Origin of the sequence: Bifidobacterium pongonis (assembly GCF_019331805.1) — a bacterium.
Classification (GTDB): Bacteria; Actinomycetota; Actinomycetes; order Actinomycetales; family Bifidobacteriaceae; genus Bifidobacterium; species Bifidobacterium pongonis.
In genome coordinates, this window is sequence record NZ_JAHBBE010000022.1 from 20,143 (window position 1) to 42,555 (window position 22,413).

Below are 22,413 nucleotides of genomic sequence, written 5' to 3' on the forward strand. Positions count from 1 at the left end.
ACGATAGGATATCGTATCGGCTGCTTCGACGTACGGCCGCGAGAAAGGCGGAATGTGACCATGCAAACGAATCGCGCAATACGCAAGGGGGCCGCAGTGCTGCTCGCTTCCGCAGTGCTGCTGGCGAGCGCGGCATGTGGTTTCGGTGACCGGCGCACTACTGAGGATTCTCAGCCTAAGGTGGTGGAGAGGACCGGTGTGATTACGGTGGTGTCGTCGATTAATCAGTGGGGGTCGTTGGCTGCGCAGATTGGCGGCGATGATGTGAAGGTGACGTCGGTTTTGGCGTCGACTGGTGTGGATGCGCATGATTTTGAGCCGAAGACGTCGGATTTGACGGCGTTGAGTAAGGCGGAGATCGTGGTGGCCAATGGTGTGGATTATGATTCGTGGGCTACGAAGTCGTTGTCTCGTAATGTGACGGTGGTTTCGGCTGGGCAGACTGTGGGTGCGACGAAGGGTGATGATCCGCATCTGTGGTTTTCGAAGGATGCTCGTTTGAGTGTGGCGCAGGAGTTGACGGCGGCGTTTTCGAAGGCGCGTCCTGCGAAGAAGGCTGCGTTCAAGAAGCGGTTGAAGCAGTGGCAGCAGCAGGAGAAGGTGTTGGATGAGACGATGCGGAAGTTCGCGGAGGGGCATGAGAAGGCCACGTATGCGGCGACTGAGTCGGTGTCGTATTATCTGATGTCCGATATGGGGTTGAAGGATGTGACTCCTCAGAATTATTTGCAGGCAGTGATGAATGGTGGTGAGGTTGCGCCGGGTGATTTACAGGAGTTCCAGGAGTTGTTGGAGGGGAAGAAGGCTTCGCTGCTGGTGAATAATCCGCAGGAGGCTTCGGATACGACGAATATGTTGACGGGTACTGCGCGTAAGGCTGAGGTTCCGGTGGTGGATGTGAGCGAGCAGATGCCGAAGGAGTATGAGTCGTTGACTGATTGGATTTCGGCTTTGGTTGACGGTATTGCCACTGCGGTTGATCCGGAGTTCGGTTGTGCTGTGGAGGATGGCGATGGGGCGGATGATGCCGGCTCGGCTGACTCTACCGGCTCTGATTCTGATTCCGGTTCGAAGGACGCCGGTTCGAAGGATTCGGATGGCGCTTCGGATTCGAAGGATGCCGATGGCTCCTCCAAGAACAGGAAATGTTCGGGTTCCGGCAGTGCCGACGCCAATAGCGGCGGCGACACCAGCGACGGCAGCGCCGGCGATGCCAATAGCAGCACCAGCGATGGTGGTAGCGGCACCGGCGACGGCAAGAACTGATAGCGCGGATTGCGGATTGCATACGGCGGCCATTCCATACGGGTTCGTATGGAATGGCCGCCGTTCCGTTACGGCTCCCTGAGTTTTCCCGCTTCCCCTCTGGCTTTCCTTGTCTTCCTCTGACTTCTTCTGGCCACTCATGGCCCCGCTACGACTCCCCCGACTCGCCTTTGGCCCGCCGATTCCCGCTATCTCGCTTATTTGTGGCGGATTTTGGCTTTCGGCAAATATTAGGTGGCTTATCTATGGCACGTAATCCGGGAAACCGCGAGTATCCGCCTTGAAATTCCAACGTCCATACTCGGGTTTTCGTGAGGTGGGTGCCATACATAAGCCACCTAGCAAATCGCGAAGGCCGGAATCTGCCATAGATAAGCAAGTTAGTCCCCCGGCACACCGGCGCTGGGGCGCCGATAGACCCCAGCGAACGGGCCCCCGACGAATCTCCCCCGGTTTTCAGCAAGCCTCGATCAAGCTTCCAACGGATCTTCGGCGAAGCCACTCCGGTTTCCGGCAAACCTCCGGTCAGTTTCCCAGCAAATCGCCGTTCAAATTTCCGCCAAGCCCGCGCACGGGCCACCAGCCCCCCCCAGCTCTCCTTATTGAAAACGATTGTCAACATCGTTTGGGATAATCCGAGCATAAGGATTCGCCGAACCGCCAAGGAGATACGACCGTGCAGAACCAGACCAGCTATGCCATCGAATTGAACGATGCCGCGGTCAGACGCGGCGACCGCACGATCTGGCAGCACGGCACATTCGCCATCCCCGCCGGGTCGGTGACCGCGATCGTCGGCACGAACGGCGCGGGCAAAACCACCATGATGAAGGTGGAACTCGGCCTGCTGCCCCTCAGCGAAGGCACCGCGACCATCCTCGGCGTTCCGGCCGGTCAGGCCAACAAGTCCATCGGCTACGTTCCGCAGAACTACGCGGCCGACATCGAATCGAACCTCACCGCCGAACAGTCGGTGCTGCTGGGCCTGACCGGCACCCGTCTCGGCCTGCACCCCACCACCCGCGCCCAGCGAGCCAAGGCGTACCAGGCCATGGAGTTCGTGGGCATCGCGGACAAGGCGAAATACCGCCTGTCCGAACTTTCCGGCGGCCTGCGCCAGCGCGTGGCCATAGCCCAGGCCATCGTCTCCGACCCGAAGCTGCTCATGCTCGACGAGCCGCTCGCCAATCTCGACCTCGCCTCGCAGCGTTCCGTGGTGCATCTGCTCAACCAGCTCAACCGCGAGCTCGGCATGACCATCCAAGTGGTGGCGCACGATCTCAACATGCTGTTGCCGATCCTCACCGGAGCGGTCTATCTGCTCGACGGCCACCCGCATTACGCCGACATGCGTCAGGTTCTCGACTCCAAGCTGCTCACCCACCTGTACGGCACCAACGTGCAGGTGGTCACCACGCCGCAGGGCGACATGTTCGTCACGCCCACGCCCGACGAACCGGAGGACGGCATCCAGGACATGCACACCGCGGACGAGCTCGCCCGCATGCACCGGCACACGCACCCCGGTCACGGAGGCGAGCGCGACACGCATTAGCGACTCACCCGGCGCGGTCGGTGGCGTCGGCGACACGCTCGACACTCCCGACACGCACGGTGCTCAACGTATGTGGACAAGGCCCGCAACCGATCCGAATCGTCCGCGTCCGGAAAGCCATCCGCTCATCCACCCAACCGGTAACCCAATAACCCAGCAACCATTCAATCAAGGACTCCCATGACCAACATCGATTTCAGCTTCGACCCGAACTGGATGGAGACGCTTACCGCCCCGTTCATGACGAACGCCTTCATCGCGGGCCTGTGCATCGCCCTCGCCGCGGGCGTGATGGGGTATTTCACCATCGTGCGGCATTCCACGTTCGCGGCGCACGCGCTGGCGCATATCGGTTTGCCCGGCGCGACGGGCGCGGTGCTGCTGGGTCTTCCGGTGTCGCTGGGCATGGGCGTGTTCGCGTTGGGCGGCGCTCTGGTGATCGGCGCGTTGGGCAAGCGCGTTTCGGAGCGTGAGATCGCCACGGGTACGGTGTTGGCGTTCGCCACCGGTTTGGGTTTGTTCTTCGCACGCCTGTCGTCGTCGGCTTCCTCGCAGATGCAGTCGATTCTGTTCGGTTCGATTCTGACGATCACCGACGGTCAGGTCGTCGGTTTCGCGGTGTTCGACGTGCTGCTGCTTGTGGTGTTGTCGGTGATCTATCGTCCGCTGCTGTTCAGTTCCTTGGATGAGGAGGTGGCGCAGGCCAAGGGTGTGCCGAATGGCGTGATGAATGTGGCGTTCATGGCGATTATGGCGGGTGTGATCACGATCGCGGTGCCGGCTGTGGGCACGCTGCTTATTTTCGCGCTGGTGATCACACCGGCCGCCACCGCGAATATTCTCACCGGCACGCCGTTCAAGTCGATGGTGGTGTCCGGGCTGCTGTGCCTCGCGGCGATTTGGGGCGGATTGGTGCTTTCCGCGATGTTCCCCGCTCCCCCGAGTTTTATCATCGTCTCGCTGTCCACGCTGTTCTGGGCGATCGCCAAGGGCATCGAGGCCTGGCGCCGCCGCTAGGTGCGGCCGTTTCGCGGCCGCACGGCCCTGTATGCCCGTTTGGTTGCGCCACCGCACGGCCGCACGGCCACGCAAACACTCGTCTCCTCGCGTCGCCGCCACACGCCGCACGTCACCGAATCCGTGAACTCTGCTAAGGTGTGTCCCTTGTGCCGTTTCCCGGTCTGGGTTCGATTTCGGAAACGGCGGATGAAACAGGATAACGGAATAGAGAAAGGACAGCGATGGCAGACGTTGAGAAGAACAGCAAGAACGCTAAGAACGCGAACGGCGAACAGAATGCGCAGGAGAAGAAGGCGAATCATCGCGCTCTGGTGATCATCGTGGCCGTGGTGCTGGTGATCTGCCTGTGCGCCGGCGGCTGGTTCATGTGGAACAAGCAGCGTTTCGCCGATGCGAAGGCGGAGTGCGCGCAGACCTCCGACACGTTGCGCGTGGCCATGAACGATTACAGCGACGTGGTGAACAATGAGGCGAGCGACGCGAGCGACATCACCGCCGATCAGGTCAAGGATCCGAAGACCGTCAAGGCGCTGGCCAAGGAGCTTGAGGCGCAGGCGCCGGAATACATGGCGTGCGCGGCCGAAAGCATGAAGGAGTACAACGAGATCACCGGCAAGCTGAACGAGCAGATCTCCTGGTACAAGAGCCACACCGCTTCGCTGCAGAAGGCCGTGAAGGCCGTGGAAGCCTCCAAGAAGTGAGGCATAGCGATTCCACTGCGTACGGTGCGCATGTCTCGCAACGTGCGTGACGGATTGCCACATACGCGTATAAAGCGCGCATAAAGCACATATAAGGGCCGTGGCCGAACGGTGCGAACCGATTCGGCCACGGCCCTCGTGTATGCGCCGCGTACCGTTTATTCGGCGTGTTCGGCGTATTCGGCTTATTCGGCGGCTTCCACCAGCGCGTTGGCGATAGCCGCGATGCCTTCGCCGCGCCCGGTGAATCCCATGTGGTCGGTGGTGGTGGCGGTCACGGAAACCGGGCAGCCTGCGATTTCGGACAATACGGATGCCGCTTCGGCGCGCCGCGGTCCGATCTTCGGCTTGTTGCCGATGATCGCGACGGATGCCGAGCATGGTGCGAATCCATGGGAGCGCAGATGCTCGATGGTGTCGCGCAGCATGTCGGCGCCGTGCATGCCCGCACCACGCGAATCCTTGCCCACGCCGAACAGCGAGCCGATATCGCCCAGACCGGATGCGGCGAGGAACGCGTCGATGAGCGCGTGCACCGCCACGTCGCCGTCCGAATCGCCTTCGATGGCAACGCTCCCACCATCCCAGCGCAATCCGGCGAGCCACAGCTCGCGCCCCGCCGGCGAGCCCTCACCGTTGCAATCGCAGCCGCGGCCGTCGCCACCGCCGTCAACGCTCACAAAACGGTGGGCGTCGAAGCCCTGGCCAATGCGCATACCCATATCGCACTCTCCAATCCCCGGCCCGCATAACCGCCGGAAAACAAAAGAAGGAAGCCGCCATAGGCGCTTCCTTCCCTCTTCGCAACGCTTCCACGGCACCCGTGGCACCGTGGCGTGCGCTCACTTCTTCTTCGACTTCTTCGAAGCCTCCACGCGGGCCAGAGTGTCCTTCGCGGCCTCCTCCGGCTCCTCGGTGTGGTGCTTCTCGTCGCCCGGCTGCGCGGGCTGGTAGCCCAGGTTCACGTCGAGCAGACGCTGGGCCTCGCTCTCCTCGATCTTCTCACTCAGCGCGATCTCCGAGGTGAGGATGGAACGGGCCTTGGTGAGCATGCGCTTCTCGCCCGCGGACAGGCCATGCTCGTCCACGTCGCGCTGCGCCAGATCGCGCACCACTTCGGCGATGTTGTTCACGTCGCCGGTCGCGATCTTCTCGACGTTCAGCTTGTAGCGTCGGGACCAGTTCATTTCCTTCTCGATGATCGGGGTGCGAAGGATCTCGAACACCTTGGCCACCTCGTTGGCGTCGACGATGTCACGCACGCCGACCTTCTTGGCATTATCCACCGGAACATTGATAACCAGACCGTCGGAGGAAAGCACCGACAGCTCCAGATATTCGCGGGTTACCCCTCGTACCGTCCGCTCGGTGATGGCCTCAACCCTTGCCGCGCCGTGACGCGGATAGACGACCATATCGCCGACCTTGTATCCCATGAAACCTCCGATTGAGCTTGAGCGGACACACAAAAACCTGAATGAGTATGCCATAGCCGCTGGACTTGCAAGAAAGTTCGGAAAAATTGCACTACGACGCGCCAAATGTTCCATTTTCAAGCGTTAAGGCCGTACACTAATGAGCATGAGCATTAATACGAACATCAATGACGATATCGTTGCCGTCCCGGTCAACCAGGGCGACCTTGATCAGGTAAGCAACGCCGCTTTCTACAACCCCCACGCCATCTTGGGCGGTCACCTCGCCGAAGGCGAGAATGCCGAGTACACCACAATCCGCGTTTTGCGCCCGTTTGCGAAGACGGTCACCATCGTCACGCAAGCCGGCGAATACGCGGCGACCCACGAGTTCAACGGCGTGTTCGTCGCGGTCATCCCCTCCTCCGTCAACGAGGACGGCGGGTATTCCGTGCCGGATTACCGTGTGAAGGTCGAGTATGACGGCGTTCCCGCAACGGTTCAGGACGATCCGTACCGCTATCTGCCGACCGTCGGCGAGATGGACATGTACCTGTTCGGCGAGGGACGTCACGAGCGCCTGTGGGACGCCTTGGGCGCGCATGTGCGCGAATACGAGGATCCGATGGGCGGCGTGGACGGCACGCCGGGCGAGAAGGTCACGGGCGTCTCCTTCGCCGTGTGGGCGCCGAACGCGCACGCCGTGCGTGTGATCGGCAGCTTCAACGGATGGGATGGCCGCTGCCATGCGATGCGCGCGCTCGGCTCCTCCGGCGTGTGGGAACTGTTCGTCCCTGGCGCCAAGGCCGGCGACGTGTACAAGTACCAGATCCTCAACGCCAACTGGGAGTGGACCGACAAGGCCGACCCCATGGAGCGTTCGCACGAGATTCCGCCGGCGACCGGCTCGATCGTGGTGGATTCCAAGCATGAATGGCATGACGAGGAGTGGATGGCCCGCCGCGCCGCCACCGATCCGCATGACGGCCCTGTGGCGATCTACGAGCTCAACGCGCTGAGCTGGCGCAAGGACGTGAACAACTACCGCGAACTCGCCGACAAGCTCGTGCCCTACGTGCAGAAGATGGGCTTCACTCACGTCGAGTTCATGCCGTTGGCCGAATACCCGTTCACCGGTTCTTGGGGCTATCAGGTCACCGGCTACTACGCGGTCGACTCCCGACTGGGTGGCCCGGACGACTTCAAGTACCTGGTCGAGAAGCTGCATGAGGCCGGCATCGGCGTCATCATGGACTGGGTCCCCGCGCACTTCCCGAAGGACGATTTCGCTCTTGGCCGATTCGATGGCACCCCGCTGTACGAGGATCCGGATCCGACCCGCGGCGAACACCCGGACTGGGGCACCTACATCTTCAACTTCGGCAGGCACGAAGTGCGTAACTTCCTGGTCGCCGACGCCGGCTTCTGGCTGGACGAATACCACATGGACGGCCTGCGCGTCGACGCCGTGAGCTCCATGCTCTACCTCGACTACAGCCGCGAACCCGGCCAGTGGCATCCGAACATCTACGGCGGCCGCGAGAACCTGGAGGCCATCGACTTCCTCAAGGAAGCCAACGCCACCGCGTACAAGAACAACCCCGGCATCATGATGATCGCCGAGGAATCCACTGCCTACCCGGGCATCACCGCCCCGACCGATGCCGGCGGCGTGGGCTTCGGCCTCAAGTGGAACATGGGCTGGATGCACGATACGCTCCAGTACCTGCATGAGACGCCGATCAACCGCAAGTGGCACCACGATGAGATCACCTTCTCCATGGTGTACGCCTACTCCGAGCGTTACGTGCTGCCGATCAGCCACGACGAGGTCGTGTACGGCAAGGGCTCCCTGTTCGGCAAGATGCCGGGCGACAACTGGCAGAAGTACGCCGGCGTGCGCGCCCTGTTCGCCTACCAGTGGGCGCACCCGGGCAAGAAGCTCACCTTCATGGGCAATGAGCTCGCGCAGTGGGGCGAATGGGATCACGACAACTCCATCGACTGGGATTGCCTGAACTGGCAGGAGCATACGGGCGTGCAGCGCCTTGTGGCCGACCTGAACAAGCTGTATAAGGAAACGCCGGCCATCTGGAGCCAGGACTTCACCCCCGACGGCTTCCAGTGGCTCACCAGCGACGACGCCGACCATAACACCCTGAGCTTCGTGCGCATCGGCACGAAGGGCGAGGAATGCGTCGTGGTGGTGAACTTCTCCGGCGAGGCATGGTCCGACTACCAGGTCGCCCTCCCCCACGGCGGACGTTGGAAGGAAGTGCTCACCACGGATTCCACCGTGTACGGCGGCTCCGGCATTTCAAACGGCACGTTCGAGGCGGACGCGGGCGAATACCATTCCCGCCCCGCTTCCGCACGAATCACCGTTCCTGCGCTTGCTGCGGTATTCTTGAAGCCGGAAAACTGATATATCCAGCTGAAAGGCAGCTAACGAAATGCTCAACTCAACAGCACAACAGCAGGCTCAGCCCCGCACCGTGCTGGTCGTCGAAGATGAACCGACGCTGGCCACCGCCATCGCTCAGCGCATCACCGCCGAAGGTTGGTCCGCACGCGTTGCCGGAGACGGGGCGAGCGCCGTTCAGGCGGCGGCCCAGCTGAGACCGGATTTGGTCATCATGGACATCATGCTGCCGGTAATGGACGGTCTTGAGGCCACGAAGCGCATCGTGGCCGACCGTCCGGTGCCGGTGCTCATCCTCACCGCACGCGATGACGAGGCCGATAAGGTCATCGGCCTCGGTGCGGGAGCCGACGACTATATGACCAAGCCGTTCTCCATGCGCGAACTCATCGCCCGTTGCAAGGCGCTGCTCAGGCGCGTGGATCGTGCGAAGGTCATCGCCAAGAACGCGGAGAACGAGAAGATCCTCGACTTCGGTTCCCTGATCATCGACCCGGCGCAGCGCACCGTCAGCCTCGACGGCAACGACGTGCATCTGACGCCCACCGAATTCGACCTGTTGGCGACCCTCGCACGCAAGCCGAAGTCGGTGCTCACCCGCGAGAAGCTTCTCGAAGAGGTGTGGGATTGGGTGGATGCTTCCGGCACCCGTACCGTGGACAGCCATGTCAAGGCGTTGCGACACAAGCTCGGTCCTGACATGATTCGCACGGTGCACGGCGTAGGATATGCCTTTGAACCGCCATCCGACGGTGAATAAGGCTTCTACCCAAGGTTGTTGATGACTATCAAGCAGCGTAAACCGCGCTTCCAGGGCGCACGTCGTACAGGCGTGCGCCCTATCTTGTTCCTTCGTTCCCTCAAAATGGAGCTCAGCGCCCTGATCGTGATCGCCACGGCGATCGCGTTCCTGATGTGCTGGATCCTACTCAAAATCGATCTGAGCTGGTGGATTGCCATGCCCATCACGCTGGTGGTGGCGCTGGGGTTCACCTACACGTTCTCCCGCGGCCTGACGGCACGCCTGCGCCAGTTGCGCGACGTGGCCGAGGCGATGGCCGACGGCGACTACAGTGTGCGCGTGCCAATCGACGATTCCAGCCATGACGAGGTGGAGCAGCTCGCCCGTTCCTTCAACGAGATGGCCACCGAATTGCAGCATGCGGATAAGATGCGCAGGGATATGGTCGCCAATGTGAGCCATGAGCTGCGCACGCCGGTTTCCGCGCTGCAGGCGCAGGTGGAGAACATGGCCGATGGCGTGATCGAGCCGACGCCCGCGAATCTGGAGAGCATCCTCAATCAGACGCGCCGCCTGAGCGACCTGATCACGTTCCTGCTGGACCTGAGCCGCATGGAGGCGGGCGCGGCCAGCCTGGACATCGAACGCTTCAATTTCGCCGAGTTCCTGGACGACACCATCGAACCGTTGGAGATCGCGGATGGCGGCCACGCGCACACGATCGAACTGAACGTGCCGGACGGCATCATGATCGAAGGCGATCAGGACCGTCTGCGCCAGCTGTTCACGAACATCATCGGCAATGCGCTGAAGCACTCCCCCGACGGCACGAACGTGCTCGTCGAAGCCTATGAGGATATTCCGCACGGCACCGTGGTGACCAATGTGGTGAACTTCGGTTCGCAGATCCCGGTGGAATCGCGTTCGGATATCTTCCGCCGTTTCGTCAAGGGCAAGAATGGCCCGGGAACCGAGTCGGGCGGCACCGGGCTCGGCCTGTCCATCGCACGCTGGGCCGCGCAGCTGCACGGCGGCACGGTGCGCGTGGTGGATGATTCGCGCGGCGCCAATTTCGAGATCGTGCTGCCCAAGTACCACATCGAGGATAACGAGTAGCGCTCACGGCCGGCGTGCCGTGCAATCCGTTGTACGCTCCGTTATGCAATCCGATATAAGGGCTGGCTTGCGGGCCAGCCCTTTCGCATATCCAAAATCCGCATGGACCGGTGTGTACCCGGGATCCCGCATAGCCCATGGTTTGCCCGCCCATGCATACGCATACCGCCGTATACGCCATACATATACGCCATCCAACGAAATATGCCGGGCAATCTCCTACGCTCCCAAACTCGGGCTTTCCTACTCTTAACCCATCAGCGTCTAGACGCCTTAAACAAACAAAAAGGGACTTCCCGTGAGGGAAGTCCCTGATGCAGTGAAGCGGAACGGCTCAGCGGCTCTTCTTGCGCAGGGCAAGGAAAGCGACGCCGGCAACGGCCAAGAGGGCGACGGCTGCAACGTAGGGCAGCACGGAAGCGCCGGTCTGGGCGGTGCCGGAGGTGCTGCCTGCGGCGGCAGCAGTGCCGGTGTTACCATTCACGGAGCAGGTGGCCGGGAAGTTCACGGTCTGGGAACCAACGGTGATGGCGTTTTCGCCATCAGCGGTCTTGGAAGCCAGCACGTTCACCTTGGCGTCCTTGCAGTTGAGGGTGGTCAGCTTGATGCTGACAGCGTGCGGAGCGTCGGCGCTAGCTTCCCACCAACCGTAGGTCTTCTCGGCGGCAGCGGTGACACCGCTGACCTGGGAATCGTCGACGGTCAGGCCGACGAAGTGGTAACCCGCGTTGTAGGTCGCGTCGTCGAGGGTGACGGTGATGGTCGCAGTGCCGTCAGTATTCGGCTTGGCGTTCACGGTTGCAGAGTAGTCATCTGCAAGCGCGGACGGGGCCAAGGCGAACACCGACATCAGCAGCGTCGCGATAGCTGCGAAAACAGCGGAGATCTTCTTCATCTTAAGTTTCCTTCCCGCATGCGCTCGTCGCGTATGCAGATCCTTTGGCAATACTAGAGTGTAGTACCGTCCTCAACGGGTCACGCTAGCATATCCCTTAAACATCCATTCGCGTGTATATTCCGCGTATATCAATGCGCAGCCCACCGGGTTACGCTATGTTCGGAATGCACGAAAGCGTCGAAGAGGCATCGAAATCGGAGGAACGACCACGGTGGCAGAGGATCAGCAGCAATCCGGGGAAAACATTGCAATCGACATTCATGAGATCAATGAAGCCACGCCCGTGATTCAGGTGGAGACGCCGCAGTCCCGCACTGGCCATAGGCGTATGAGCGCGGAGCATATGCGGAAGATTCATCATCGCCACCGCCGCGAACGCTTCCTGTTCAAGTTGGACATGATTCTGCTGATGATCGTATGCATCTGTGGCGCAGGTGTCATTTTCGCGTTGCAGTCGTTGCAGTAAGGCGTTGCGGCACAGTGTGAGAATGCGGATGGGCTCGACCGATTCCCACAATCGGCCGAGCCCATCCGCATTTCATTTCGCTCCCCAGTTCCGCCCATAGTCGCCGCACTGGCGCGGGACCTGACCGTTTACTGGACGAGCGGCGTCTGGCGCAGCGCCGTCTCCCCCGGCAGCGAGCCGGGCGCGGTGTAGACGGTGGCCTTGATCTCGTAGCTTTCGCCCGGCTTGAGGTTCACCTGTTTGGAAATCACCGTCAACCCGTCGTGCAGGTTGTAGTTGTCGCCCTTCTCACTGTTCGGCCCGGCCTCGTATTGCGGTATGGAACCACCGGCTGGCGCATACAGGTAGTTAATGAGCTGGATATCACCCACCTGCGCGCCGTTTTCCAGCGAACCGATGACGTAGCTCGGAACCTTGCTTACGTCGTCTTTGGCCAGGGTGTTGCGCAGGCTGATCGTGATTTCATGCTGTTCACTGCCGTTCGCGTAGGTTCTGACGATGCTGTCCGTCACCTTGCGTTCCAGATACCAGTCCATCTTCGAACCCATGGCATCGTTGAAGTACACGCCGATGACCTGCTTCGGTGTGCTGCCGCCCATGTAGTTGCCGGATTTCGCGGTGACCAGGGCGCCGCCGACCGCGGAATCATCGAGCAATGCCTGCTCGTCACCGTTCGCGCTCCACACGTATACGTGCCCGTTCTGCACTGCTTCGGTCAACTGCTTGATCAGGCTGGCGGACTGGCCGCCGTCGATGTGCAGCATGTGATCGAATACGGTTTTCGCGGCGAGCGAGAAGAACGCATCCTGGTCGTTCGAATCGGGAAGCGCCGCATACACCTCATTCAGCAGCACACGCGCCACGCTCTGCCCGTCAAGCACCGGCGAATAGTCGTTGTACGTTACTTGGACGGAGCCGACCACGGCCATCACCTTCTGCAGGAACACCGGGTCAATGCTGATCACGCCGTCGATGTGCTGGCCGAAACGCTGCTCCCACATGGTTTTGGCGATGGTGCCGGTGCGGCGGAAGTCCGGCGTGAAGTTCACGTCCTGCGGTTTGCTGCCCATTTTGTAGCCGTATAGGGCAAGCTCGTCATCGGTCAGTTGCGTGACCGGGGAATCGAATACCGCCAGCTCACCTTCGGAGACGAAGTCGTTGAGTGTGATCTTGCCGTTCGCCACGGTGGCGGTTCCCCAGGAGCCGGAGACGCCGCCGGTGGCTCGCAGCTCCGCGTTGCCCTGGGCGAGAATCAGATAGGTGCGGCTTTCGTTCGGATTGTCGAGGCCGAGCATGGAGGGCAGCAGCTGCATGGCCTTCGACAGGCTGTCGGTGGACTGTGCGACCTTGTCGAGTTTCTTCTGCGCGGGCGTGAGCTCATTGCTCAGGATACGGATCGTCACGCCGTCGATGGACTGGAATTTGGCGTTGGCCTGCTGCACGATCGTATTCGCCTTGGCAAGTTTGACGGATGCTTCCTTCACGCCCGGCAGCGAAATGCTGGAGTCCTTGATGCCGATCTGATTCATGTCGATGCCGTCAACCGCGTCGACCATCAGCGGCAGCGCTTCATGCGAAATGTCGTGCAACGTGTCAACCGTGGTGCAGATGGCTTTGACGTTGCCGCCATACAGCGGCACGCCGCTCATCATGTGCCAGATGGGATTGCTGGTATTCGCATAGGCGATGCCGACGTGCTTGTCGAGCTCGTTCGCCGTGCTGGACAGTTTCGCCGCGGAGGATTCGTCGGTAAGGCTTATGCCGCTTAGCGAAGTGACCGTATTGGCCGCGGCTTTGACTTCCTTGGCCACGACGGCCGTGGAGATGACGAAATAGACGCTGATGAGGATGATCGCGGACAGGATAATGGCCGTAAGCAACAGCACGATTTCTCGCACATGCCACCGGCTGTGATGGCGACGGTGGTCACGGCGACGCTTGCCTCTGGATTGCTCTCTGTCGGCAGATTCGGCACCTTCAGCGGCTTCAGCCGCTTCATCGAATCCATGGCGATTATTCGCGCTCTCCATATCGCCGGACTGCCCGACGTTCATCTCTTCAAACTCTGCCACGCCGCCACTGTAACAGCAAGGGGCGCCTCTCCTGCTCCGACCCGTTTCTTTCCGCACTCTTCTTGCCCGGCGTGCTCTTCTTACTCAGTGCGCGGACCCCATACAAAAAGGCCGTCCACCTCCGTCAGGAGGTGAGACGACCTTTATTGGAACGACCTTTCCCGGAACGACCGCCACCACGGGCGAACCGTCACCGCGGGCACCGGCGGCACGTCACTTGGAACGCTTGCGGCGCTTCTTGGGCTTGCCGTGCTCCTTGTCCTCTTTGCCATAGTTTTCACGGTAATAGGAGCCGTAATAGTAGTAGGAGCCACCATAGCTGCGGCCGCGCTTCTCGTCGGCAAAGCTGAACACGTAGCCGAGCAGCGGCACGTCGAGCTCGCGCAGTTCGTTCACGGCCCCGCGCAGCACACGCTTGAAGGTCACGTTCTTGGCGGAGATCATGACCACGCCATTGCCCATCTGACCGAACACCGCGGCATCGTTCGCCACGGACATAGGCGTGGTGTCGATGATCACATAGTCGTACTGCTGCACCGCCTGATGCACGAGTTCGCGCATCACGCGCGAGTTGAGCAGCACGGAAGCGTTCTGAATGCGCGGACCGGCCGGCATGATGTGCAGGTTCGGCTTCCAGTAGCGCTGCACCACGTCCTTGACGCTGGCCTGGTTGCTCAGCACGTGAGCGAGACCGACGTTGCCTTCGAGACCGAGGCGCTTGGCCACGGACGGGTGGCGCAGATCGGCGTCGATGAGCAGCACGGAAGCGCCGTTTTCCGCCAGCGCAGCCGCCAGGTTGCATGACACGGTGGTCTTGCCTTCGGACGGCATGGACGAGGTGATCACGATCAGACGGCCCTTGTCGCCGTCCTTGGAGGTGACGAAGGAGAGGTTGGTGCGGATGCGCCTGAATTCCTCGGCCAGCGGGCTGCTGGGCTTGGCGACGATGATCGGCTTGGTGCCTTGCAGCGCTTCGTCCTTCGGGATAACACCGGCGATGCTGCCCTTCGCATCGACGGCCTGCAGATCCGCAATGTCCTGAAGCTTACGGGAGAGCACATCACGCAGGAGCGCTGCGAAAATACCGAGCACCAGACCGGCCACCACGCCCACGGCGATGTTGAGCTTCTTGTTCGGGTAGCTTTCGGACTCCGGGGTCTTGGCTTTCTGCACCACGGACAGCTTCACCATGGAACGCTTGCCCGAAGCGTACAGTTCGGAGGACACCACCTTCGACAGGGACTGCGAGATCTCGTTGGCAAGCTGGGCGGCGAGCTGCGGGTCGGTCGCTTCAACGGAGACGTTCAGCATGTAGGTATCGGTGGGGTTCGATGCCGTCACCATGTCCGCGAGATCGTCGGTGGTGAGGGAATCGTCGTTGATGGCGTTGACCACGGGCTGCAGCACGGCCTCGGTTTTGATGAGGTTCGGGTAGCTCTTGAGCTGCGTGGCGATGTAGGTGCCGGCGGTGCTTTGGCTGCTGACGGTGTTGTCGAGCGCATCGACGTTCGTGTTGTTGTAGCTGGCGAACAGCTGCGCGGTGGCGGTGTACTTCTTCTGCGCGGTGAACGTGAACGCGGCCACCCCCGCGACCACGAGCACGAACACCATCACCGCCGTAAACAAATGTTTACCGACGATGCGTGCCAGGTCCATGAGGGTCAGACCCTCGTCCGAATCCGATTCCTGTCTTTCGGCGAGAACCACGTTCTGCGGGACCGTTTCGACGCGGGTTTCCGGGATAAGAACGCGATTTTCGGGGATAAGAATATTCTGCTGAGCTTGCTCTTCAGCCACGCTTCTCTCCTGTCTGAATGTCTCAATCACTGGCAGTTTACGGCTAGGTGCAGATTACTAGGGGGTATAAGGGTGAACCTCTGTATAGTTAAGCGCTCAATCGCAATTGACACAAGAGGTTCGAGCCGGTTTCAGCGCTTTGGGAAAGCGCTATTCCCTCCCCTTTCGGATATTCCGCGCACGCCCTCGAGCTTCCGGCAGGAGCACCACGAAGAGCACCACCGCAAGAACGGCGGTGAGCAGGTCGGCCACCGCCTGGGCCGCGATCACGCCATGGTACCCGGCGATGGCTTTGCCCACGAACAGTGTGATGGCGAGCATGACACCCTGTCTGCTGATCGACAGCAACAGCGCGCCGACGGCTTTGCCCGCCGACTGGAATGTGCAGGTGGTGACGAGCACGATCGCCACGCATACGGTGCTGAGGAGTTGGACGCGAAGCATGCCGGAGCCAAGTTCGACGACGTGGGGGTCAGTGGTGAAGAAGCCCATAAGAGGGTGCGCGAAGGCGATGAGCAGGGCGGTCATGGCGAGGGCGAGCAGGCTGAGGAAGCTGTAGGCGAATTTGAGGAGGTCTTTGAGACGCTGCATGTTGCCCGCGCCATAGTTGTAGCCGATGAGCGGCTGGCCACCGAAAGCGAATGCCACGAGGATCATGACGGCGATCATGACGATCTTCAGCGCGATACCCATGGCGGCGACCGCGTCGGTGCCGTATGAGAGGAGGCACAGGTTGACCATGATGATGCCGAGGCTTTGCATGAGATTGGTGATGGATGCGGGGATGCCGATGGCGAGGATGTCGGCCGCCTCGCGGCGGGTGAGGGCGAGTTTGCGGGGGTTGCGGGATTCGCCGGGCTTGCGAGGTTCGCCGGTTCTGGACACGTCGACCGCACCGGAGCTGACAATCATGAGGCGCGGATCGAGCGAAAGGTTGCGGCTGCGCTTGATGAGGAACCACACGTAGTAGGCGTCGGTGCAAATGTTGGCGATGACGGTGGCGCCCGCGGAACCGGCCGCACCCCAGCCGAACACGTGGATGAACAGCGGGTTGAGGCAGATATTGATGACGGTTCCCGCAACGGAGCCGATCGCGGAGGGACCGGCGAATCCTTCGGTGCGCAGAAGATTGGTCGGGGTCATCGACACGATGATGAAGGGCGAGCCGAGAATGATCAGCGAATAGAACTGCGAAGCGTACCGCCAAGTGGAGTCATCTGCGCCAAGCATACGCAGGATCGGGTCATGGAATGCGAGGCCCAATATGATGACGAGAATGCCGGTGAGCACGGCTCCCCAGAAGCAGAATACGCTGAGTCGACGGCCATCATCGTAGCGCCCTTGGCCGTAGAGGCGCGAAATGACGGAGCTGCCGCCCAAGCCGAAAATGTCACCGAGGGCGATCATGACGGTGAAGACCGGGGTTGCGATGGCTACTCCGGCGACCATGTTCGTGTTGCCGGTGTGCGCGATGAAATAGGTGTCCACCGTGTTGTAGACGAGCGTGACCATCATGCTGAGTACGACGGGAATGGCCAGGGTCATATACGCGCGCGGGATCGGCGTCTTCTCGAAGAGTTCATTATCCATAACAGCTGTAGAGGGTACATCTGCAAGGGGGACATTTGTTCGAGGAATTGACGTTAGGGTTGGCGGGCGTTGGTAAGGGGTTGCTGGGAGGGTTCGGTGGAGTGTTTGACAGGAGGCCGGGGAGACCGGCTCCGCTCCCCCGCTTGCCCTTTCCCGGCCTTCCTTTATTCCCATTTGTTCCTCTCTCGCTTTTCTTCCATACCCCCGTTGCCCAAGCATGTCGAATGGGTTGGTTCACTGTCCTTCCTTGTATTTGCAGCCTTTACCCGAGGCAGCGATTACCCCCTATGCTGCAGCCTCGCTCTCGCATTCCTTAGCACTCGTTAGGATGGCATCATGAGACTTCTTGGTAATATTCTGTGGCTGATTTTGGGCGGACTGTTGCTCGCCGCCAGTTGGGCGGTTATCGGACTGGTGCTGTGCATCACCATTGTGGGCATTCCGCTGGGTATGCAGGCGTTCAAGATGGCGGGACTGACGTTGACCCCGTTCGGCAAGACCGTGGAGTACGGCGGCGGCGTGGGATCCGTGCTGCTGAACATCATCTGGTTCGTGCTGGCCGGTGTGTGGATGGCGATTGGCTATGTAGGTGCCGGACTACTGAATTGCATCACCATTATTGGCATTCCGTTCGGCATTCAGTCGTTCAAGATGGCCAAGCTGGCTTTGTGGCCGTTTGGTTCGCAGATCCGCGGGTGATGTTTGGCGTTCCTGAGCACATTTCGTTCCGCCGAACTCCGTTGCATTCCATTGTGCTCCGCTGAGCACTGTTGAACTCCGTTGATATGCGCCCATGATGGCATTATGACGGCACTTTGTGTGTATGACCGGCACTGATTGGCTCTCCCCTGTGTTTTCGGAGGCTGATCGGCGCCGGTTTTTGCTGCTGTTTTGCCGTTTTTCCGACGTAGGGACCCTACTTCGCTTATGTATGGCAGATTTCGACAGTTCGGAAATGCTACTTCGCTTATATATGGCACCAAAAACGGAAAACCCCGAGTATGACCGTTGGAATTCCGCAGCTCATACTCGGGATATCGAGGAAAGGGTGCCATATATAAGCCACCTAGTAAAAACCAACTCTTCGAATCTGCCATAAATAAGCCGGGTGGGCATCCTTGCGGAGACTTTTCTCCCGGTCTACGACGTCCCCATTCACCACCGCGATTTCGATGGCGCAATCCACGGGGAACACCAGAGTGAGATACGCCAGTGCCCGGCAAATACACATGGTTTGCACCATTTTTAGCGCAGCCGCTGCACTTTTCGTCACGCCCATGCACTTTTGTTGGGCTAACGCATCCAACGCAGGCGGCCGTCGGAGGCGGTACGGCAGGTGAGGATCGACGAGCTCCTGTCTGACTGGGCCGTTGCGCCCGCAGGGGAACAGAATGCACCACCGTGCGCCAGTCCTGATGAAACTGCTTGATTCTGCTGGGGCGCTTGGGGCTGAGCCTGCTGGGCTTGCGCCTGTGCCTGCTGCGCGGCTTGAGCTTGAGCCTGGGCCTGGGCTTCGACTTGGGCCTGTTGCTCGGCTTGGGCTTTCTGCGCGGCTTGGACTGCCTGTTCTTGGGCTTGCTTCTTGGCTTCCTCTCGTTGGGCGATGTTCTTCTCGCGAGCGTCGAGCTGGGATTGGCGTTCGTCCTGTTCCTGCTGCCGTTTATCCTGCTCGGTCTTCTGCTGGTCGAGCTGGTTCTTCAGATTCTGGATGTCTTCAAGCTGCTGGTCAAGATCGTTGATCTGCTTTTTCAGCGTATCGTTCTGCCGCTGCTGTTCGGTCAGCTGCAGCTGCAGGTCGTGGTATTGGGTGCTCGCAGTGGGATCGACCGTGATAGAGCCGATGCAGAAAGCGATGAGCGCGACGATGACAAGCGTGATCCGCCGCTTCCATTTTCCTGGTTGCTTGCCAGATGATGTGCGACCGCCTTGGGAGGTATTCACCGGAGGCTTGCCCGCTCCCCCGTTGGACGGCCCGGTGGACGAGGATGGTTCAGAAGCGGCAGACGCATTGGTCTGGTGCGATCCTCTATACGTTTCGGAGGTCGGCACGATAGGTATTTGCTCCTCGGACGTCACAGCGTACATCGGCTCGGCTGAATGCTTTCCGTGGGATTTCGCCGAGGATCCGGACGAGGATGTTTTAGCGTGTTTGTTGTCGGAAATCTTATGGCTGTAGCTGATGCCGGTTCCCGGAATGCTGGCACCCACATACGTCCCCCGCTTGCCAACGGTGACATGCGGCGCGCCGCGTTTGCCGAACGATACACTGCTCACGCCGTCCTTGCCGAGATTAATGCGCACACCCTTGCCCAGGCTGATGCTCTTACGAACTCGAAACCCCATGGAACTCTCCTTTGACTACCATCTCTCACAGTCGATTATACGGGGAGACGAGGGCTGGCCTAGGTAAGAACCGTCCAAATCGGTTGAAAGCCGAGTCCACACATGACGTTCATAGCAATTGCATACTAGCCTCAGAGCTCTTACTTCCAGCGCAAAGAATGCATTATTCCGTTCCGATATGCAGCATCTTGTGTTCCATGCGTTCCGCTCTCTGGGTGCTACGAAAAGAGCTCCCAGGGTTGGGCACTGTTAGGAGGCCTAGGGAGCTGCTGTTGGTTGCCATGATACATCAGCCATTTCTTTCACCACCAATTAGGCGCGTCCACAACGGCAGACGAAACCACATCTATCGCAGATAGCATATGTGACGTGTTACTGGTTCTTCTCCGGGTTCGCCTCGGCTGGTTCGACCTTGTATGCAATACGAGCACCAACTTCCAGCCTTGAATTTTCATTTCAAGGGGCAAAATACAGGCAAGACTCAGCTTCTTCGGCGTAGTCGAATGCGGTTTTTCGTTTCGTCGTGCATGTTGAGCGCAATGCGGTCCGCATCAAGCACGCCTCACACTTCCTGCGTATGGTTGCACTTTCGTCTGGGTTTCATTCACAACCCCCAAGTCAGCGCAATGCTGCAAATATCACTTTTCTTCGACACTTACGTACGGCTTCTGATTTGGCTAGAAGTGTGCTCGGCTTTCCAATACCGTAATTATCTTCCATATGTTTTGCAAACTCCTGATGCGCTATTTTGCCGTCAAAGTTTTTGATACGGCCACAACGGTTGTAGTCGGCGGTCTTGGTGAAAGAATTTGGAGATGGCCAAGACGGATAGCGACAATAGGGTGTGCATATACTGGCAGGAGTAGTGCCGGCGAATCTTGCGCTTGGATGAGGCGGGGATTTGCCGATAGCGTTGCTGGGCGTGGTATTCGTAAGGCAGTTAGTAGAGGAATGTACTTTGGCGATTGAGAATGAGCTGAATGAAGAATATTGTGATGAAATCAAACGTTTTTCTGCTGGCGCCGATAACAATGTTAGCTTTCTTGCTAACGGTACCTACGACGTTGAATGGTATATTCCGTTGCAGGATGGTACATGTCACGCTTGCAAGGGGCAGGTGAGCATTCGGGATCGTACTGGGATTCGCAGTAGTGTTTCCATCTCGAATGATCTTTTCGAAACGTTTCGCATTGCGAAGCTTTTCCCCGGTGCTCAGGATTCGGAGTGGGGAGGTCTCCCCACCGTCTCCGGGATGAGGCTGGAAATGTTGAGAGGAACTCTTCTTCAGACCAATCAAACGGTTTTTGCATTAAATCCTGTAATGGATAATTATGTTTTTGAAGTTCATATTAGTGCACAAACGTTAATCGTTTGTGTGGATGATGTTGCCCGTGTGACGGATGATGAGCCGTGCCCTGTGACGTTTGACGCATTCGAATGCGATATCGAACAGATTGACAGGATATTGTCTGGATGTTCTGGCAGCTCGATAAGCGTGAATATTGGCCGTGAATATCCGATTGCCGATTTGATGGATGCTTGGATTGGACCGTTGCAGATACTGTGTTCCCTCGTTGCGGATCAGATTGAGTTAATTGACTGGGTTTTTGCGCGAGGAAAGATTGGCAGTGCGGATTGCAGATTTCAAGTTGTAGGCGAGGCCATAATGAATCAACTTGGTCCAGAAGAGTGCGAAGGCGTAAGACGGCAACCTCGGAAGAGCGTTTCTCTTGATGAGATGAAATCGTTTCTTTTAAAATGGCAAGAGACGCAAAGCCATCCTATCGTTGGAACATATGGGAATTTGGCGTTGCAAAGGGAAGGCCTGTTGCGCTCAAGATTTCTTCTTCTGATTCAAGCTCTTGAAGGTGAATATAATTCACGGTACAAGATGGAAATTAAGCAATCCGATAAGGAATACAAGAAGGAGAGGAAGGAAATACTGCAAATAATCGAAGAAAAGGGTATCTTGAGTAATGAACAATTCTCTTTATTAGAATCAGCTTTTCCGAGGAAATCATTTATGCGCGCTACGGCTGATGGTCTTCTGAAGTTATGCAAAGAAACTGTTCCAGAAGTGGAAAAAAGGCTTGACGCGAACTCGTTTGTCGCAAGAATCATCCGCGAGCAGGCGGGCGTGAACAGCGCTTTCGCTGCAGTTATGAATATTCGTAACAAAATAAGTCATGGGGCTCAGGAGTACGATGATCTCGGCTTCCAAGAATTGGTAAATACTTTAGAGACATGGTGCAGATACTTGCTTTTTGAGACGTTGGGGGCTTCAAAGAGCTGCACTGCGGAAATGCTTGATTGGTAGCTTGATTGCGTAGACGCAAAACCGCGCTTCCGGTCATTGGATTCGATTTTCTTCAAATTGGACGGTCGGAAATGCGGTTCAAAGTCGGTTCCTGATAACATCCGTATTCTTGTGTGGTTCAGGTTTTCGGGCACTACCTCAATATCCCCGAAGGGCACCAACGCAAGCCAAGCGAGGCGATGCTAGAACTCGTCAACGACGCGAACCGTCGGAATCAGCAGATAGGACGGAAAGTAATTGACGACGAAGACGCTGCGACCAATCCTGGATTCGGCTCCATATCAGCATGCTGGACTTACCCAATATCACATTGTCGGAGCTGAAACCACCGGTATAATTTTATTGGTTTGACGCTTGACTCTTGGTCAGCTGACTAATTTCGTCATTCAGTTTCCGCACAAGGCTATAGGCCACTGTAAATTTGGTTGCATTTCCGTCTTCCTGAGGATTACGCCATATAGCTTCTGAAGTAATATCGATTCGCTTGGCATACTGGTTGATTTTCCCAATCAGCGCGACAAAGTTTTCGTCATCGGTTTTCAAAGCACGATTTCCGTCATCGAACATCGGTAGTGCCCGAAAAGTTGCGCACTTTGGATCATGGCCGTCCATGGCGCGATGATCAGTTCGCTTCCACGAGGTTGTCATCGAGCCGGGACATGTCCAGGTAGCGGCGGTTCGACCATTCGTTCG

Annotated in this window: 18 protein-coding genes; 10 read left to right on the forward strand and 8 right to left on the reverse strand. The window is 58.8% G+C overall.

Annotated features, from left to right (window positions below):
- Positions 1-60 precede the first annotated feature (60 nt).
- The 4 genes from KIH75_RS06545 to KIH75_RS06560 all read left to right on the forward strand — a co-directional run bounded on the left by KIH75_RS06545 (position 61) and on the right by KIH75_RS06560 (position 4,542).
- Positions 61-1,266 carry a metal ABC transporter solute-binding protein, Zn/Mn family gene (locus KIH75_RS06545; protein ID WP_236028091.1) on the forward strand — a complete coding sequence of 402 codons (1,206 nt, stop codon included), beginning with the start codon at positions 61-63 and terminating at the stop codon, positions 1,264-1,266.
- A 676-nt stretch (positions 1,267-1,942) separates the two neighbouring features.
- The gene (locus KIH75_RS06550) at positions 1,943-2,821 is read left to right on the forward strand and encodes an ABC transporter ATP-binding protein (protein WP_219055959.1); all 879 of its coding nucleotides are present in this window, start codon (positions 1,943-1,945) and stop codon (positions 2,819-2,821) included.
- A gap of 180 nt (positions 2,822-3,001) precedes the next feature.
- Positions 3,002-3,838: a metal ABC transporter permease gene (locus KIH75_RS06555; RefSeq protein WP_219055960.1), complete on the forward strand. Its 837-nt coding sequence runs from the start codon at positions 3,002-3,004 to the stop codon at positions 3,836-3,838.
- A 224-nt stretch (positions 3,839-4,062) separates the two neighbouring features.
- Positions 4,063-4,542 (forward strand): hypothetical protein, encoded by a 480-nt coding sequence (locus KIH75_RS06560; protein WP_219055961.1) that lies wholly within the window; start codon positions 4,063-4,065, stop codon positions 4,540-4,542.
- 185 nt (positions 4,543-4,727) lie between these two features.
- Here the strand turns inward: KIH75_RS06560 and ispF are convergent, their stop codons facing one another.
- Both ispF and KIH75_RS06570 read right to left on the reverse strand, forming a co-directional pair.
- Positions 4,728-5,264: a 2-C-methyl-D-erythritol 2,4-cyclodiphosphate synthase gene (gene ispF / locus KIH75_RS06565; RefSeq protein WP_219055962.1), complete on the reverse strand. Its 537-nt coding sequence runs from the start codon at positions 5,262-5,264 to the stop codon at positions 4,728-4,730.
- Between the two features lie 120 nt (positions 5,265-5,384).
- The gene (locus KIH75_RS06570) at positions 5,385-5,978 is read right to left on the reverse strand and encodes a CarD family transcriptional regulator (protein WP_219055963.1); all 594 of its coding nucleotides are present in this window, start codon (positions 5,976-5,978) and stop codon (positions 5,385-5,387) included.
- A 145-nt stretch (positions 5,979-6,123) separates the two neighbouring features.
- On the opposite strand from KIH75_RS06570, the gene glgB reads away from it, so the two are divergent.
- The 3 genes from glgB to KIH75_RS06585 all read left to right on the forward strand — a co-directional run bounded on the left by glgB (position 6,124) and on the right by KIH75_RS06585 (position 10,237).
- Positions 6,124-8,382 (forward strand): 1,4-alpha-glucan branching protein GlgB, encoded by a 2,259-nt coding sequence (glgB, locus tag KIH75_RS06575; RefSeq protein ID WP_219055964.1) that lies wholly within the window; start codon positions 6,124-6,126, stop codon positions 8,380-8,382.
- 28 nt (positions 8,383-8,410) lie between these two features.
- Entirely contained in the window at positions 8,411-9,139 is a 729-nt protein-coding gene (locus KIH75_RS06580) for a response regulator transcription factor (RefSeq protein ID WP_219055965.1), read from the forward strand.
- Positions 9,140-9,244: 105 nt separating this feature from the next.
- Positions 9,245-10,237 (forward strand): sensor histidine kinase, encoded by a 993-nt coding sequence (locus KIH75_RS06585; protein ID WP_420829184.1) that lies wholly within the window; start codon positions 9,245-9,247, stop codon positions 10,235-10,237.
- Positions 10,238-10,571: 334 nt separating this feature from the next.
- Here KIH75_RS06585 and KIH75_RS06590 read toward each other — a convergent pair whose 3' ends face one another.
- Positions 10,572-11,132, reverse strand: a complete 561-nt coding sequence (locus tag KIH75_RS06590; protein WP_219055967.1) for a hypothetical protein — start codon at positions 11,130-11,132, stop codon at positions 10,572-10,574.
- A gap of 214 nt (positions 11,133-11,346) precedes the next feature.
- Between KIH75_RS06590 and KIH75_RS06595 the strand changes: the two genes are divergently transcribed.
- Positions 11,347-11,601, forward strand: coding sequence for a hypothetical protein (locus KIH75_RS06595; RefSeq protein ID WP_219055968.1), 255 nt, complete (start codon positions 11,347-11,349; stop codon positions 11,599-11,601).
- Between the two features lie 128 nt (positions 11,602-11,729).
- Here KIH75_RS06595 and KIH75_RS10310 read toward each other — a convergent pair whose 3' ends face one another.
- The 3 genes from KIH75_RS10310 to KIH75_RS06610 form a co-directional block, all read right to left on the reverse strand.
- On the reverse strand, positions 11,730-13,673 hold the full coding sequence (locus KIH75_RS10310) for a DUF4012 domain-containing protein (RefSeq protein ID WP_219055969.1): 1,944 nt from the start codon (positions 13,671-13,673) through the stop codon (positions 11,730-11,732).
- Between the two features lie 213 nt (positions 13,674-13,886).
- Positions 13,887-15,338 carry a tyrosine-protein kinase domain-containing protein gene (locus tag KIH75_RS06605; protein ID WP_420829185.1) on the reverse strand — a complete coding sequence of 484 codons (1,452 nt, stop codon included), beginning with the start codon at positions 15,336-15,338 and terminating at the stop codon, positions 13,887-13,889.
- Between the two features lie 282 nt (positions 15,339-15,620).
- A complete protein-coding gene (locus tag KIH75_RS06610) occupies positions 15,621-17,060 on the reverse strand; it encodes an MATE family efflux transporter (protein ID WP_219055971.1) in 1,440 nt (479 codons plus the stop codon).
- A 336-nt stretch (positions 17,061-17,396) separates the two neighbouring features.
- On the opposite strand from KIH75_RS06610, the gene KIH75_RS06615 reads away from it, so the two are divergent.
- Complete coding sequence (locus KIH75_RS06615) at positions 17,397-17,759, forward strand: YccF domain-containing protein (protein ID WP_219055972.1); 363 nt, start codon at positions 17,397-17,399, stop codon at positions 17,757-17,759.
- Positions 17,760-18,353: 594 nt separating this feature from the next.
- Here KIH75_RS06615 and KIH75_RS06620 read toward each other — a convergent pair.
- On the reverse strand, positions 18,354-19,403 hold the full coding sequence (locus tag KIH75_RS06620; RefSeq protein WP_219055973.1) for a DUF4236 domain-containing protein: 1,050 nt from the start codon (positions 19,401-19,403) through the stop codon (positions 18,354-18,356).
- A gap of 958 nt (positions 19,404-20,361) precedes the next feature.
- Here KIH75_RS06620 and KIH75_RS06625 point away from each other — a divergent pair.
- Complete coding sequence (locus KIH75_RS06625) at positions 20,362-21,720, forward strand: hypothetical protein (RefSeq protein WP_219055974.1); 1,359 nt, start codon at positions 20,362-20,364, stop codon at positions 21,718-21,720.
- A gap of 339 nt (positions 21,721-22,059) precedes the next feature.
- Here KIH75_RS06625 and KIH75_RS06630 read toward each other — a convergent pair.
- The coding region (locus KIH75_RS06630; RefSeq protein ID WP_219055975.1) for a hypothetical protein at positions 22,060-22,413 on the reverse strand (354 nt) is incomplete at its 5' end.